The 16004-nt window shown below is 39.6% G+C and carries 12 protein-coding genes; 7 read left to right on the top strand and 5 right to left on the bottom strand.

What is annotated here, in order from left to right; translation table 11 throughout:
- Positions 1-2 precede the first annotated feature (2 nt).
- Positions 3-2162 carry a Tex family protein gene (locus tag V7K53_RS19575; RefSeq protein ID WP_335199132.1) on the bottom strand — a complete coding sequence of 720 codons (2160 nt, stop codon included), beginning with the start codon at positions 2160-2162 and terminating at the stop codon, positions 3-5.
- 537 nt (positions 2163-2699) lie between these two features.
- On the opposite strand from V7K53_RS19575, the gene V7K53_RS19570 reads away from it, so the two are divergent.
- From V7K53_RS19570 to V7K53_RS19540, 7 genes are all read left to right on the top strand, one after another.
- The gene (locus V7K53_RS19570; protein ID WP_335199131.1) at positions 2700-2918 is read left to right on the top strand and encodes a hypothetical protein; all 219 of its coding nucleotides are present in this window, start codon (positions 2700-2702) and stop codon (positions 2916-2918) included.
- Positions 2919-4756: 1838 nt separating this feature from the next.
- Entirely contained in the window at positions 4757-5146 is a 390-nt protein-coding gene (locus V7K53_RS19565; RefSeq protein ID WP_335199130.1) for an EamA family transporter, read from the top strand.
- A gap of 18 nt (positions 5147-5164) precedes the next feature.
- Positions 5165-5521, top strand: coding sequence for an EamA family transporter (locus V7K53_RS19560; protein WP_335199129.1), 357 nt, complete (start codon positions 5165-5167; stop codon positions 5519-5521).
- Between the two features lie 81 nt (positions 5522-5602).
- Positions 5603-6907 carry an NAD(P)/FAD-dependent oxidoreductase gene (locus V7K53_RS19555; protein WP_335199128.1) on the top strand — a complete coding sequence of 435 codons (1305 nt, stop codon included), beginning with the start codon at positions 5603-5605 and terminating at the stop codon, positions 6905-6907.
- A gap of 45 nt (positions 6908-6952) precedes the next feature.
- Complete coding sequence (locus V7K53_RS19550) at positions 6953-7777, top strand: glycosyltransferase family 2 protein (protein ID WP_335199127.1); 825 nt, start codon at positions 6953-6955, stop codon at positions 7775-7777.
- Positions 7778-8088: 311 nt separating this feature from the next.
- On the top strand, positions 8089-9561 hold the full coding sequence (locus V7K53_RS19545; RefSeq protein WP_335199126.1) for a TldD/PmbA family protein: 1473 nt from the start codon (positions 8089-8091) through the stop codon (positions 9559-9561).
- A 212-nt stretch (positions 9562-9773) separates the two neighbouring features.
- Complete coding sequence (locus tag V7K53_RS19540; protein WP_335199125.1) at positions 9774-11114, top strand: TldD/PmbA family protein; 1341 nt, start codon at positions 9774-9776, stop codon at positions 11112-11114.
- Between the two features lie 65 nt (positions 11115-11179).
- Here the strand turns inward: V7K53_RS19540 and V7K53_RS19535 are convergent, their stop codons facing one another.
- The 4 genes from V7K53_RS19535 to V7K53_RS19520 form a co-directional block, all read right to left on the bottom strand.
- On the bottom strand, positions 11180-11620 hold the full coding sequence (locus V7K53_RS19535) for a pentapeptide repeat-containing protein (protein ID WP_335199124.1): 441 nt from the start codon (positions 11618-11620) through the stop codon (positions 11180-11182).
- A gap of 171 nt (positions 11621-11791) precedes the next feature.
- Positions 11792-12877, bottom strand: a complete 1086-nt coding sequence (locus V7K53_RS19530) for an aspartate carbamoyltransferase catalytic subunit (protein ID WP_335199122.1) — start codon at positions 12875-12877, stop codon at positions 11792-11794.
- Between the two features lie 188 nt (positions 12878-13065).
- Positions 13066-14418: a magnesium transporter gene (mgtE, locus tag V7K53_RS19525; RefSeq protein ID WP_335199121.1), complete on the bottom strand. Its 1353-nt coding sequence runs from the start codon at positions 14416-14418 to the stop codon at positions 13066-13068.
- A 440-nt stretch (positions 14419-14858) separates the two neighbouring features.
- The gene (locus tag V7K53_RS19520) at positions 14859-15980 is read right to left on the bottom strand and encodes a glycosyltransferase (RefSeq protein WP_335199119.1); all 1122 of its coding nucleotides are present in this window, start codon (positions 15978-15980) and stop codon (positions 14859-14861) included.
- Positions 15981-16004 lie beyond the last annotated feature (24 nt).

Here is a 16004-nt window from a genome sequence, read left to right as displayed (position 1 = left end):
AATTATTGTTTAACTGCTTTCATCGACAAACTAATTCGTTTGAGTTTCTCGTTGATTTCTAACACCTGGACTTTGACTACTTGTCCAACTTTGACAATTTTGTTGGGATCGTCTACAAATCTATCAGCAAGTTGGGATATATGCACCAAGCCATCTTGATGTACGCCGATATCGACAAAAGCACCGAAGTTGGCGACGTTCGTCACAATTCCCTCTAGTTGCATTCCCACATTTAAGTCCCTGATTTCCTTAATTCCTTCTCTGAAGGTGGCATACTTAAACTCAGCACGAGGATCTCTACCTGGTTTTTCCAGTTCGCTGAGAATGTCGCGCAGTGTGGGTTCGCCGACGCTATCGGTAACGTATTTCTTCAGATTGGTCTTTTTGAGTTTTTCGGCAATTTGTGTCACCTGATTTAATGGCACATTTAGATCGGATGCGATCGCTTCTACTACAGAATAACTCTCTGGATGCACTGCTGTATTATCCAAAGGGTTATCACCGCCGCGAATCCGCAGAAAACCCGCTGCTTGTTCATATGCTTTTGGCCCCAGCTTCGGAACTTTCAACAGTTGTCGGCGATTTTTAAAGGCTCCATGCTGGTTGCGATGGGCGACAATATTATTAGCTACTGTTGCCGTAATCCCAGAGACGGATGTCAGAAGTTCTTTGGAGGCGGTGTTTAAGTCTACGCCGACGTAGTTGACGCAGCTTTCTACAGTGTCATCCAATTTCTTTTTCAACAACTTCTGATCGACATCGTGCTGATATTGTCCCACACCAATGGATTTGGGATCGATTTTCACTAGTTCCGCCAAAGGGTCTTGCAAACGGCGGCCGATGCTAATCGCACCGCGCACAGTAATATCTAAATCGGGAAACTCTTCTAACGCCACTTTACTTGCAGAATATATAGATGCGCCAGATTCATTCACCATCACCTTAAGTGGTTTGCGTTCTATATTTTGTAGTACTTGCGTGACAAATTCCTCTGTCTCGCGGGACGCTGTACCGTTACCGATGGCGATTAACTCAATTTTGTACTTTTCAATCAGATTTTTGACAGTTTGTGCAGCTTTGAGTCGCTGTTCAGCTGCTTGGTGGGGAAATACTGCCTGATATTCCAAAAATTGTCCAGTTTGGTCGAGGACAGCAACCTTACACCCAGTTCTAAATCCAGGGTCTATCGCCAGGGTTGGTTTCATTCCTGCTGGTGCAGACAGCAGCAACTCCCGCAGATTAGTTTCAAATGTCTTGATTGATTCTATGTCTGCATAAACTTTTTTCTCAGAAATCACCTCTCCCATGAGAGAGATTTTCATCAAGCGGTTGAATGCATCCTTTAACATTGATTGATAAAAATCTCGAATTGTCCGTACTTTGGTTTTAATTTCTTTCGACTCAAGATAGTAAAGTACCGTGTCCTCATCGAAAGCAATTTCAAAGCTTAATATTTTTTCGGTTTCACCGCGACACAACGCCAGCATATTGTGTGGTGCAATATTTTTTACCTTAATTTGATAGTTACGGTACATCTCAAATTTGGTTGTACCTTCAGGATAATCATCTTTGATGCGGGAGACAAATACCCCTTCTTCTAAAAGATAATCGCGGATATATGCACGTAACTCAGCTTTTTCAGCTACTTCTTCTGCCAAAATATCAGCAGCACCTTTGAGCGCTTCTTCTGCTGTTTTTACTCCCTGCGTTTCCGAAATATACTTAGCCGCTTCTTCTTCCGAGGATGCAATTACAGCATTTTTGACATTTAGCGACTTGATGAACTCTGCTAGTGGTTCGAGTCCTTTTTCTCTGGCGATGGTGGCACGGGTGCGGCGCTTTGGGCGATAGGGTAAGTATAAATCCTCAAGTTCGGTTTTTTGTAAGCAGGATGAGATTTTAGCTTTGAGTTCATCTGTAAGTTTACCTTGTTGGGCGATCGCACTTAAAATCACCGATTTTCGTTCTTCCAGTTCTGTTAAATAAGTATATCGATCGGCCAGTTCGCGTAGTTGCACTTCATTCATCTCATCGGTGCGCTCTTTGCGGTAACGTGCAATGAAGGGAATTGTTGCACCCTCCGCCAAAAGTTCCAGCGCGTTTTGCACCTGATGGGATTTGAGGTTTATTTCAGTTGCCAGTATTTGAGGAATGTTCAGCATTAGGTGTCTAAAATGAAAATGCTACTTCTAAAGGTAATATGCTAGATCCTTATCCTGGCGCAAGGCCAAAGTTTTAAGCTAATTTACCAGATGATTGCTCGCAAGAGTGCAATTGGCGAAATAGACAAAACCCACCTACGCAAGTTTTATAACCCTTTCAATCCGCGTAGATGAATCAGAATTTGTCTAGCACAGGGTAGCTGGGCTGATTGAGAAGAACGACAAAAGTAGCATCACCCACAGGAATTGTCTGTTTCTAAACACTACGCAATTTCGCGTAGCGTCTCATACCCACTTTTAAAGCTTGCTACGCACACCATCGAACACAGAAAAAATAGTTGTCAAGCTTTTTGGCGCTTCATCTATCGCAATAATTATTCCAATTGGCATAAAATACAAAGTTGCGTAATCTTGATTTTCTATAATATTTATTTCGCTCGACTGTTGTAGCCAAAACCTTATTGGATGTAAGATTAACCACACTTCCAAAAAATTTGTTCTAAAAACACTACAACCTTTAGTTCAGAGGTTAGTAAAATGCCTTTGTTTTTCTTGATACCACTATGTACTGCTTTAGCTACAGGCTACTTGTTCAAAAAGAGTACTGATGAAATAGCATATCTTGCAGGTGTATTCGCAGCGATTAGCTTTATCTTAAGTTTAGTATTAGCACCTTGGCAGATTCAGTTTGGATTATTAATCATTGTCTTCGTCATTACCAACAGACTTTTGCAGGATAATGAGTCCAAACAATAGGAAACAATCGGAGAACAACCTAGGGAAACCTCTATCCAGCCAAAAAAAACTTAGGCTTGTTTTTCTTGATACCACTATATACTGTTTTGGCTACTGCCTACTTGTTCAAAAAGAGTACTAATGAAATTGCATACTTTGCAGTTATTAGCTTGATTTTAAATCTAGTACTAGCATCTTGGCAGATTCAGTTTGGATTGTTAATCATTATTACCAACAGACTTTTGTGAGGATAATGAGTCTAAACAATAAAAAACCTCTACCCAGCGAAGGAAAATTGGTAGACTACTAACTCTATCTGAGATATGTGAATTTAGATGGAGATTTCTGTGGATAGATAGAAAACAATTCAAACTCTCGATTTTCATCTAAAATTCTGGTTGTAATTTTGTGTAATGTTGTGTGATATTATCAGTGCCAGTACTGTTGTTCGAGCTTCAATTTTCCTTTGATCGATTCTTAGCTTTGCATTTATCGAGTCTAAGACTAACTCTTTACTTATACAAGTTTAATACCCAGAAATTACTTCATAAATGTACAAATTTTCAAGACAAAAATTCATAATGGACGAGGACTTTTATTTTATGAAGTTTTTGTTTAAGTGTATTTGTCAGTAGATAAATTTTTGATAAAGTATAACGATAAATTTGCAACATACCTTTCTCGTGGTATTCTAGTAAGTAGTTACATGTAGCAATAAGTTTGGAGAAAAAAGCCTATTTAAAATTACAAGGAGAAATCAAGCAAACCTAATACTAAATGGTGTAGAAATATCTCAAATTCAATGCAACCAACGTCAACTTAAAGTTGATTAGCCGACGCTAGTTTGCATTAGTTGTTTTATTAAAAAGGCTCCATTTGGACATTCAGTAAAATTCCCCATAAACCTGTAAAGCGTATTACTGTAGATTGATTTATCTCCTCTCTATGATTTACGCCGCCAGTCAGACTTGTATGACTTATTATTGCGTTACCATACCCAAAAATAGCACGTATACATACTCAATTTGAGTAAAAGCCTTTACTTTTATAAATCGGCTTAATTGCCAGCCGAGATTACAGATATGTCTGTGAGTCGGGAGAAATTTTATGATATGTTCAGTACATTAATCAACTTTCCTGGAGCAAATAGAGAATATTTATCAATCCAGCTAGGTTTTATAGCTTGAGAAGATCGATAGTATCTTTAAAAGATTTCTACAGCAGGATACAACTGATGAAAGTTAATGAATGGGTTAATCAACAATTATAGCAATCCATTTTGATTTAGGTGCATCTGTTGAATATGTGGGTGGAATCAGAGTTAAGCATCAGCGATGTCTACAACTGGCTATACCTAGGCTCACTGCAAACTTTGTGTATGTAGAGAGAATTTGTGACAAAGTTCTCAACCTTCTCTATATCTGCATCTACTATTAGATTATCGCGATCGCGCTAAAAACAATGTTAGATCAAAACTGGGTAGCACAGAAAATATCTGTAATTCACAGTTGGACAAACTCTAAATTGATTGTGTCAATTGCCAAGCAATAAACTGGTTTGCTTGAGAGTATAACCCAGTAAAAAAATTAAGCGTGCTTTACTCCGAATCATGTCGAACACTGCCATGATAAAGCAACTATCCTGAAATATTACATAGTATTTAGTTTTTAACTCTAGGGCGAGAGCTTCAACGATCATTTTGATATCAGTCAATTTAGCATAGCCTTCCTAATTTTTTTGTCTATTTACTGAAGTAGAGATCGAATTGTAAAGAAGGTGTTGCCGAGATATGAAACGTTTAAAACGACTGGTTTTTACTATCAGGTTCATACCTACTATCTTGATTAAGGCAAAATACTATGAAATCTATGTCGCAAAGTTCAAACTTTAAAATAATCCCTTATATTATTTTGTTTGTAAGTATTTTACTTAGTATCTGTGGACAACTGTTAATGAAGAATGCCATGCTTTATACAAATGAGGGAGTATTTACTTGGGATTTCGTTCAAAAATTATCATTAGCTATTACTGTCTACTGTTTAGGAATAGTAAATTGGATATTGGCTCTGCGCTCTGTAAAATTAAGTATTGCTTATCCACTGACGAGTTTAAATTATGTTGGGATACTTTTCGGTTCATACTACTTTTTTAATGAGGTGATTACATTAACTCGAATAGTAGGAGTTATCACTATCTTCTTGGGTGTTCTTTTAGTAGTTAACCCCATAAAAAAGCTCAAGTTTAGATAATTAATTCAAAAATCAAAAATGAGTATTTTTACTTGGATAACTTTAATACTTGTTGTTTTATTTGGAACAACAGCTCAACTTTCACTCAAGTATGGATTTTACATCTCTAACTCTAATAAAGGAGAAAGCGGATCTCTCAAAAATCTCTTATTATCTCGTTATTTTTTGATTTGGTTTATCTGCTATACATTTATGACTATATTGTGGCTTTATGTATTGCGGACAATTCCTTTAAGTCAAGCGTTTCCAGTTTTAGGATTAATGTATGCATTTGTACCAATTGCTTCTCACTATCTTTTAAAAGAAGAAGTTGTTTTTAGCCAGTGGTTAGGAATTTCGGTTATTATAACTGGCGTCATTCTAGTTGGACATTAATCTTTTATCGTCAGATTATTAATATTAACAGTTTCCAAACATCATCCTCTAAAACATTTTCACAAAATCTAAATTTAATTTATGAATATAGGTATCGTTGGCGGAGGCATAACTGGGCTAGTATTAGCTCAACGTCTTTCACATCAAGGGCATAAAGTCACTGTTTTTGATAGTAATAAGCAGCTTGGTGGACTTACTACTTATCATGATTACGGATTATTTACCTGGGATCGCTTTTATCACGTTATCCTACCTTCTGATACTCACTTAATAAATTTTCTCAGAGATATTGGTCTTGGAGATAAACTACGTTGGCATCGAAGTTTAACAGGCTTTTATGACAATAAAAAGTTTTATTCTATTAGTAACAGTATAGAATTCCTACGTTTTCCTCTATTTGGACTTATAGGAAAAATCAGATTAGCTTTTACTCTTCTATATGGTTCGCGCCTTAATAACTGGCGGCGCTTAGAAAAGATTTTAGTTGAAGATTGGCTCTTGAAACTCGGTGGTAAAAACACATACGAAAAGCTCTGGAAACCTTTGCTTTTATCCAAACTAGGAGAAAACTATAAGCGAATCTCAGCAGTTTTTATCTGGGCTTATATCAAACGACTATTTTCAGCGCGCGATTCTTCATTAAATAAAGAACAACTTGGTTATGTCTCCGGCGGTTATAAAACTGTTTTTGACCATATAGAAAAATTAATTTATGCAGCTGGAGGTCATATTCACAAAGGTGTTGCGGTTGAATATATCGCACCTCATCCAGGGGGTGGAATGTGGGTAGAATCTCAGGGTAAAAAAGAGCATTTTAATAAAGTCATCTTTACTGGGCCAGTTAATATCTTGCAACAGGTTGCTGCGAGGGGACTGGTGAAAGTTTCAGACACTACTGAAACAGTAGAATACCTGGGTGTAATCTGCATGGTACTGATTACTCGTAAACCTCTAGTTCCTTATTACGTAGTAAACATTGCCGATAAAAATATTCCTTTTACCGGAGTTATCGGTATGAGTAACTTAGTTTCTTTACAAGAGACAGCAGGGTATCACATTACATTTCTACCAAAATATATCCTTTCTACTGACCCGTTGTTAAAACAACCAGATGACGAATTACGTCCAATATTTTTCCAAGGTATACGTTTAATGTTCCCCGAACTTAAAGCCGATGACATTGTAGCAGCACATATTAATCGAGCGATTAAAGTACAGCCACTACAAGTTTTAAATTATTCCAGCCTTGTTCCAAAAGTCAGTACTGAAAACGATGATTTTTTCGTCGTCAATACCTCACAGTTGGTCAATGATAGCGTCAACAACAACGCAGTAGTTCGACAAGTCGATGAATTTCTCAAAAAATCAGGATTACTGAATTCTTGAAATTTGAGTAATCACACTTTATTTTAAAAATCACACGAGGTCTTTATGAGTCTTTTTGTTCTTTTACCCGCATATAACGAGCAAGAATCAATTCGACCCTTGTTCAAAAAGTTTCAAACATTGCAGCAAATCTTTAATATAGAGATAGAATTAATTCTTGTCGATGATGGCAGTAGCGATAAAACTGCTCAGACTGCAATAGATGAATCTCAATCACTAGGTATATTACTAAAATTAGTCCAACATCCCAAAAATGCTGGTTTAGGTCAAGCAATTAAAACAGGTTTCACGACTTTCTTAGAAATTTCCAAAGAAGGTGATTTTTTAGCGGCGATGGATTGTGATAATACTCAACCACCAGAGCTATTAATAAAAATGTATGACACTATGATAGCTGGTAGCTATGATATTGCGATCGCGTCTAGATATCGCAAAGGTTCTAAAGTCATCGGCTTATCAAAATTTAGAGAGCTGATGAGTTATGGAGCCAGCTGGCTTTTCAGAATTGCCGCCCGTGTACCAGGCGTAAAAGACTACACTTGTGGTTACAGACTGTATAACCGTACTTTCCTCAGTAAACTGGATATGTATTACGGGGACAATCTATTTACTGAAAGTGGATTTGCTTGCATGATAGATTTACTGCTGAAAGCCAAAGCCCTGAAACCAAAAATCGTAGAAATTCCAATGGTTTTGAGATACGATCAAAAACCAACTGCGAGCAAAATGAAAATTCTTAAAACTATTACTCGAACACTAAAGCTTTTATTTAAGAATTTAGCATCAACAGAGCCAACTCCCAATTTAGGTCAGACTTTCAAAGAGCGAGAAACAGTCAAAATTCCACTGAGAATGGCAAACCGTAAATAAACCTGAGAAGAAAAGTCTAGATTCTTTGGTTGACAAGAGTGCCAGTTGAATACATAGATATAAATGTAGTTTATTTTACACTTAAACCCCCAGCGGAGCTTTCCTTGCTCCGCTTTTGTATTCTGACTTCTGAATTCTTCGTCAAATAGCTCCAAATTTCTAGTCTGTGGGCGGATTTGCCAAGGCGTTGTTAAAGGGGAGGGAAATCCACACGTTTTTCTAGCAACTGTGGCTTTTGCTCATTTGTTAGACTGAACAAACCAGGATTTTTCAGTCAAATCTCTGAACTACGCCAGCAGACGAGGCTACCCATGCTTACAAGTACGCTACTTCTCTCGAATCAACTTCCCACTCTCCAATATTCCTCCACACCAGAGCGTTTCGATGAAACCTGGGAAGCCCCCCTGGCTATCCTTCTGGGACTAGGACGCGCCGCTGGTGCTGACTTCATCGAATTATTTTTAGAGCGTCGCAACTATATTAGTTCTCTTGCAGAAGATGACGCCATCACCAGTATTTCACCCAGTCTGTCTACAGGCGCGGGAGTCAGAGTATTTCGTGGTAAAGCTGACTGCTACGTTAGCACCAATGACCTTTCGTTTTCCGGTTTGAAAGCAGCCTTAGAAAAAGGTCTTTCTATCTTGGGATTGCAACTACCCACAGCTAAGGCTTTCATCCCAGAAATCAACTTAGAATTACTGAGAGATTACGCCACCAAAAGAGGTAAAGATGCATGGCTACCAGTGTGTAGCTCCATCCGAGAAATGGGAGAAATCCTTCTTGATGGTACTGCCCACCTGAAGCAAAAAGCTAGCCATGTCCAATCGCGCCGTGCTACCTATTTCCGGGATTGGCAAGAAGTTTTAATCGCCGCCAGTGACGGGACTTTTGCCCGTGATATTCGCCTCACGCAATCAGTAGGATTTAACCTGTTGTGTGCTGATGGTGCTAATCGTACCTCAATTGGCGATCGCGCGGGTAATACTAGCGATGCCAACTTCTTGAGAACCTGGGATTCTCAACAAGCCGCCGAGAAAATAGCAGAATCGGCTGGAAAAATGCTCTACGCAGATTACGTGGAATCGGGTACTTATCCCATCATTATGGCCAATCACTTTGGCGGTGTAATCTTCCACGAAGCTTGCGGACACCTGCTAGAAACCACTCAAATAGAACGCAATACCTCTCCCTTTGCTGACAAAAAAGGCGAAAAAATTGCCCACGAAAGTCTGACAGCCTGGGATGAAGGGCGCTCTGAAAATGCCTTCGGGACAATTGACATGGATGACGAAGGTATGCCGGCTCAAAGAACCCTATTGATTGAAAAAGGCGTTCTGAAAAACTTCTTAGCAGATAGAACAGGTTCCTCACGCACCGGACACCCTAGAACTGGAAGTGGACGCCGCCAAAATTATACCTATGCTGCTGCTAGCCGGATGCGTAATACTTATATTGATTCTGGCGAATATAGCATCGATGAATTATTTGCCTCTGTTGATAAAGGTATTTACTGTAAAAAGATGGGTGGTGGTAGCGTTGGTGCTACAGGTCAATTTAACTTTAGTGTTGATGAAGCTTATTTGATTGAAAATGGCAAAATCACCAAACCGTTAAAGGGAGCAATTCTCATCGGTGAGGCCAAGGAAATTATGAACAAAATTTCTATGTGTTCCCAAGATTTGGAAATTGCACCAGGTTTTTGTGGTTCCGTTAGTGGCAGTATTTACACCACAGTCGGACAACCCCACATCAAGGTTGATTCTATTACCGTTGGTGGAAGATAAGAATTTTAGATTTAGATTTTGGATTTTGAAATATTGTAATTCAAAATCCAAAATACTCAGGTTCAATCTAAAATCTAAAATCCAAAATTGCTTGAGTATTCCTTCAGTCAGAACTCTATGAGAGAAGTACAAGCAATAACATCCAAAATCTAATTATTCAAAATAGAATCGCTTCCAATCTAAAATCCAAAATCCAAAATCCAAAATTGACTATGCCGAATATCAATGAGATTGCAAATTCTGCCAAGGATAATGCTGATAAGCTTGGCATTAAGAAATTCGACATTTATGGCTCAACAGTAGATGACACTAACGTGCAAGTAGACCAAGGTGAGCCAAAACAAGTTAAAGCTTCAAATCGCTCTGGTGTTACTGTTCGTGTCTGGAATGAAGATAATACAATGGGTGTCACCAGTACCACAGATGTAGACCCCAAGGGACTGGAATTAGCTTTGAAAACTGCTTATGAAGCCAGTTTCTTTGGTGTTAAAGAAAATGTCCCTGATTTTAGTCCAGAGGCGAATGTTCCTATTCCAAGTAAACCTCAGAATAAAGCACCCCAAGCACCTGTTGCTGAACTCATAGAAAAATTATTGGTAGCTGAAAAAGAATTACTAGCAGCTCATCCAGCAATTAAAGGTGTACCTTATAATGGTTTGTCTCAAAGAGATATTGACAGATTTTATCTCAATAGCGACGGTGCGGTGAGAACTGAATCTCACTCCTTAGCATCAGTTTATCTTTACAGTAAAACTGAGGAAGAAGGAAAAAAACCTCGCAGTGCAGGCGCTTATAGAATCAACCAGAGTTTAGATAATCTAGATATTAATGGTTGCATCAAGGAAACCGCCGATAAAACTATCAGCCACTTGAATTATGAAAAAATCAAAACTGGTAAATATCGAGTTGTTTTCTCACCAGAAGCTTTCTTAAGTCTGTTGGGTGCTTTTTCTAACTTGTTTAATGCCCAAAGTATTTTAGACAATCAAAGTCTATCTACCCCTGATGATTTAGGTAAGGAAATTGCTTCTCCTCTACTTTCAGTTTATGATGATGCACTGCACCCAGCTAACGTAGGTGCCGAAACTTTCGATGGCGAAGGAACTCCCACTCGTAAAATTTCGCTGATTGAAAATGGCGTTTTAACGGGATTTCTTCATAGTGCTGGCACCGCTAAAAGGTTAAATGCCCAGCCAACGGGTAATGCTAGTATTGGTGCAAAAGTCAGCGTCAGCCCCAATTTTTATCACGTGTTTTCAACGGCAACTCCTGAGCAAGAGTTTAGCTTAGAAACTGCTGAAAATGTGATTTTTATTGATGATTTACAAGCTCTCCATGCTGGAGTTAAATCCTTACAAGGTTCCTTTTCTTTGCCGTTTGATGGTTGGCTAGTTAACAAAGGAGTGAGGACGAGTATTGAGTCAGCAACTGTTGCTGGCGATTTCTTGGAACTCTTGAAGTCAATTATTTATGTAGAAAAAGAGCCAGAGTTAACGCCAGGGGGAGTTTGCCCGAAAATCTGGGTTAATGAACTATCGATTACTGGCGAATAAAACTTAAAAAGTGCAGAGTTAAGAGTTTAACTCTTAACTCTTAACTTGGAAATCATGACTCATCATTAGTATTCACCACCAATGCTAATGGCAGTATTAAATACATCAGCACCACTTAAATCAATACCAGCTAAAACAGCGCCATCTACGTCACTATTATATAAACGGGAATTACTCAAATTAACATTGGTAAGATTGGCATTATTTAAGATGGTATCGCTGACGAATGCTTCTGTGAGATTAGCAGAATTTAAATTAGCTCCAGTTAAATCTGCACCTTCTAAGTTAGCACCTTCGAGATTAGCTCCTTTTAAATTTGCATTTCTCAAGTCAACACCGATTAAATGAGCGCCTTTGAGGTTAACTCCTACTAGATTGCATCCCGAACATTCTCTAGTTTCCAACAAGCGGCGGACAGGGGCGGAATTTTCTGCTTTGACGGGAATGGGAGCAGCTAAAGATAGCGTGCTGAGTAAGGCTGCTGCCGTCAAAAAAATTCGTTTCATAATTTACCTCGGACACTTCTAGAAGTCATTAAATCCCGATCTTCTACGATACCAGTGTGCCAAGATTAGAGAATTCTGTCCTCATGCGATCGGAAGAATAAAAAATTCGATGAGATGAGATATTCTTCCGTAACGTAGTCCGATAGGAGTAAATTTCAAACTGAGATTATATTAAGCTTTGCCGCTACCTAATAGGTACAACAGTGCCATCCGAACAGCGACACCGCTGGTAACTTGTGATTGAATGAGACTAAATTCTGGGTCATCCATCAATTCAGAACTAATTTCAACACCACGGTTGACTGGGCCCGGATGCAAAACTTTGACGTTAGGTTTACAAAGTTGCAGTTTTGTGCGTGTGATACCAAACAATTGATGATATTCTCGCAAACTTGGCAGCAAATGAGCCGTCATCCGTTCCTTTTGCAGACGTAAAGTCATGACAAAATCTGCATTTTGCAAAGCTGGTTCTAGTTGCCAATGTAGAAATAGTTGAGGATTGGGGGAATTACTTCTGACTTCTGACTCACTTCTCCTGTCGGAGACGCTGCGCGAACGACTACCCTCAGTGACCTCCTGACTCCTGCCTTCTACTTCCTCCGAGATAAACTCGGCAAATAATTTAGGTAAGAGGGTTGGCGGTGCTGCCAAATGCACTTCGGCACCACTGGCAATTAAACTCCAAATATTCGATCGCGCCACGCGAGAATGAAGAATATCCCCAACAATGGCAATCTTTTTTCCCTTTAAAAGTTCTAGTCGCGGATGATCTGGGTCAATTAGAGTAGTTATGGTGAATAAATCTAGCAGTGCTTGGGAAGGATGTTCGTGTTGACCATCACCAGCATTGAGGACGCTAACTCGTACACCTAGACGATCCATTTCAGATGCGATCGCATTTGGTACTCCTGCCTCTCGATGGCGGACTACCATAATATCAGTTCCCATGGCCAAATAGGTTTTCGCCGTGTCGAGAATTGTTTCTCCCTTAGTCATAGAAGATGTGGCGGCGGCGAAGTTCAGCGTATCTGCACTTAAGCGTTTGGCTGCGAGTTCAAAACTGCTACGGGTGCGGGTAGACGATTCAAAAAATAAATTCGCCACCACCTGTCCCTGCAAAGTTGGCACTTTCTTTGTCCGCCGCGATAGCACCTCTTGAAAACTGGCCGCAGTTTGCAAAACTGTATCGTATTCAGCGGTAGTGAAGTCAGCCAGGGAAAGAATGTGATGACGATTCCAGGTAGTAGTAGTAGGCATAGAATTTGGGGAGTGGGGAGCAGAGGAGCAGGGGAGCAGGGGAGCAGAGGAGCAGGGGAGCAGCACTTCTCTACGAGAGGCTGCACTTCGACTACGCTCAGTGACCACGCCAACGGCTACGCTCAGTGACCGAGGAGAAGTAGCAGTAAGTCTTTCCCCTCTGCCTCTTGTACCCAATGCCAATCCCTTCATGCTGGTAAATGGAAAACGTTTAAAGCTAAAGAAATTAGGCTGAGGAATGTTAAAAACCCAATTGTATCTAGCATTGTAGTCACTAACGGGCCACTAACCAAGGCGGGGTCAAGTTTCAAGCGTTTCAAAGCCATTGGTAGTAAAGTGCCGAGTGTAACAGCCACAATTGTATTAGTTGCCATGACCATTCCGGCAATTAAAGCCACCCATCGCTCTTGAGGTCGCGCCCAAATTAAGGAAAGCAGGATCATCGTTGTGGCTAAAGCGAGAGCTGTACCTAAGCCAGCTAGAAGTTCCTTGCGAAGAATTTTTAAAGTATCTTTGGGTGTTACCTCTCCCACTCCCAAGCCGCGAATTGTTACCGTTAATGATTGAATACCGACAGTACCACCAGTGTTAGAAAAAATCGGCATGATGACTGCTAGAACTGGCACTGCGGCAATTACAGATTGAAATGGCGCGATCGCACTAGCGGCACCAATATACAGAGCCATGATCCCCAATAGCCAAGGTAAGCGATTGCGAATGGTGAGTAAGGGAGAGGATAAAGCAGCTTCATCACCACTCACACCCGCCAGTTTTTGGATATCTTCTGTGGCTTCTTCTTCCAAAATATCCATGACATCATCAATGGTGACAATGCCCACCAATCGGTCTTCTCGATCGACAACGGGAATAGCGATTAAGTCGTAACGCTGCATAATTCGTGCCACTTCTTCTTGTGGGGTTTCAGTTCTCACTTTGATGACGCGATCGCTAGCGATATCCTTAATAAAAACATCGGGAAAGGTAAACAGCAATTGGCGTAGTGAAACTACTCTCACCAACGTCCGGTTATCATCTGTGACGTAGGCGTAGTAAATCGATTCCTTGTCTTCGTCCTGACGGCGGATTTTGCTCAGGGCTTCGCCTACAGTCAATCCTTGCCGCAACCGGACATATTCGGTTGTCATCACCCGCCCAGCAGTGCCTTCTGGATAGCCGAGAATCGTTGCTGTTGCTTGTCTTTGTTCTGGACTGAGTTCCTGCAATAGCCGTTTGATTACCCCAGCAGGTAGTTCATCAAACAATTCTGCCCGTTCATCAGGACTCATCTCTTCTACAAGTTGCACTACCTGAACATCGTGTAGGGAATTAATTAGTTCTTCCTGCACCTCTGTCGGCAGATATTCAAATACATCAATTGCCTGAGCTTTGTTGAGTAAACGGAATGCGATCGCGCGTTGTTTCTCAGGCAATTGTGTAATGTATTCTCCCACATCTACAGGTTGCAAGCGATTTAAATCCCATTTCAACTGGTTTAAATCGGTAGTATCAGTCAGCAAATCACGAATATCTTGTGTGAGCATGATATATATATATCTCCTAAGTCTCCCCCGCGCTGGGAGACTTCCTCACCACAGCTCAGAGGAGGTTGATACTGCCATCTTGTGGACTATGGTCCATAAAATTTCAACAATTCAATATCGATAGCTAAATCAAAGCATTGCTAGTCATCATCCTAACCCGGAATAGCGCTGTCCGGTAGATACTGAGGAAATTTTATATCTTTAGTGGCTTTATATAAATTTTTAGCTTGCTACCTTGATTTTTGGGGGAATTATTCTGCGATCGTAGTAAGTTTTGCTACTAAATATAATCTGTGAGAGCTGGCGATCGCGAATAAATAACCATACGGATGGCTAATAAAAGGGGAGTTGTCTCCAAACAAGGCATTAGAAAATTTCTGCTCATTAACAAATGCTTGAGGTTCAGTAATCTAAATTGAGATACTCTTACTTTAGTGTCGTTAGCTAATTACTAAATCATAAATAGCTTCTAGCTTGGCAGTTTGCTTGCGAATATCAAAATTTTCGCAAATAAACTCTCGTCCTTTTTTACCCATACTCTTAGCTAAAGCCCGGTCAGACAAAAGAATATCTAATTTTTCCGCGAGAGATCGATCGTCTTTTTCATCAACTAAAAAGCCAGTTTCTCCATCTAAAATAGCATCAGGGATAGCGCTATGCCAGGTAGAAGCTATTGGTAAACCAGAAGCGGCGGCTTCCAATATTGAAAGCGGCAAACCTTCGCTATCACCGTTCTTTGCTGTTTGACTGGGTAGAGAAAATATTTCTGCATTTCTCATGGTTTTTTGAATCACTTCATAAGGTTTTGCACCCATAAAATTGACTCTATTACTAATACCAAGCTCATCTGCTAGAGTTTTGAATTTTTCAGTCATTGTGCCATTTCCAATTTGAATAACTGACACATCTGGATGCTTACTGGCAATCCGGGCAAAGGCTTTTAATAGGGTATCAATTCCTTTTTTTTCAGTATGTCTGCCTACACATAAAATATATCTTTCATCTTTTGATTCACTCGCTGGGGCAAATTTTTCTAAATCTATACCACTATTTAGTTTAATAATTTTATCTTCAGGATAACCATATTCAATCATCTTTTTATACAAGAAACTAGAAAAAGCAATAAATTTAGATGCTTTTTGTTTTAATTCTTCTTCATGCAAAAGAAATTGATAGAATGCTGGATTACCTGACAGCCACATAGATCGACGTGAAACTGTGATATCAAAACCGTAAAATGTAACGATGAAAGGAATATTTAATTTTTCTGCCAATCGCATTGCGTAAATACCATCTGGTCCAAAATGTCCGTGAATTAATTTTAGATTTTTTAGTTCAGCCTCTTTTCCAAACATATTTGGTGAAGCAGAAATTATATGAAATAATTGCTTAATTTTCCATTGATCGTTATCACTAATAGCAATATTGTCAAAAGGAATTTCTTCTAATAGCTTACAAGTCAGAAATAACGGTTTGTATGTTTGTAAATTATGGGCTTGTTCTCCAATAAAAGTTTCTGATACTCTCGGATAAGCTCGACGATACATCCCAACTGTTTTCATTGTATTACTCCTAATTTAAGATTA

Origin of the sequence: Nostoc sp. (genome assembly GCF_036917355.1) — a bacterium.
GTDB lineage: Bacteria > Cyanobacteriota > Cyanobacteriia > Cyanobacteriales > Nostocaceae > Nostoc.
This window is presented reverse-complemented; position numbering and strand designations above follow the sequence as displayed.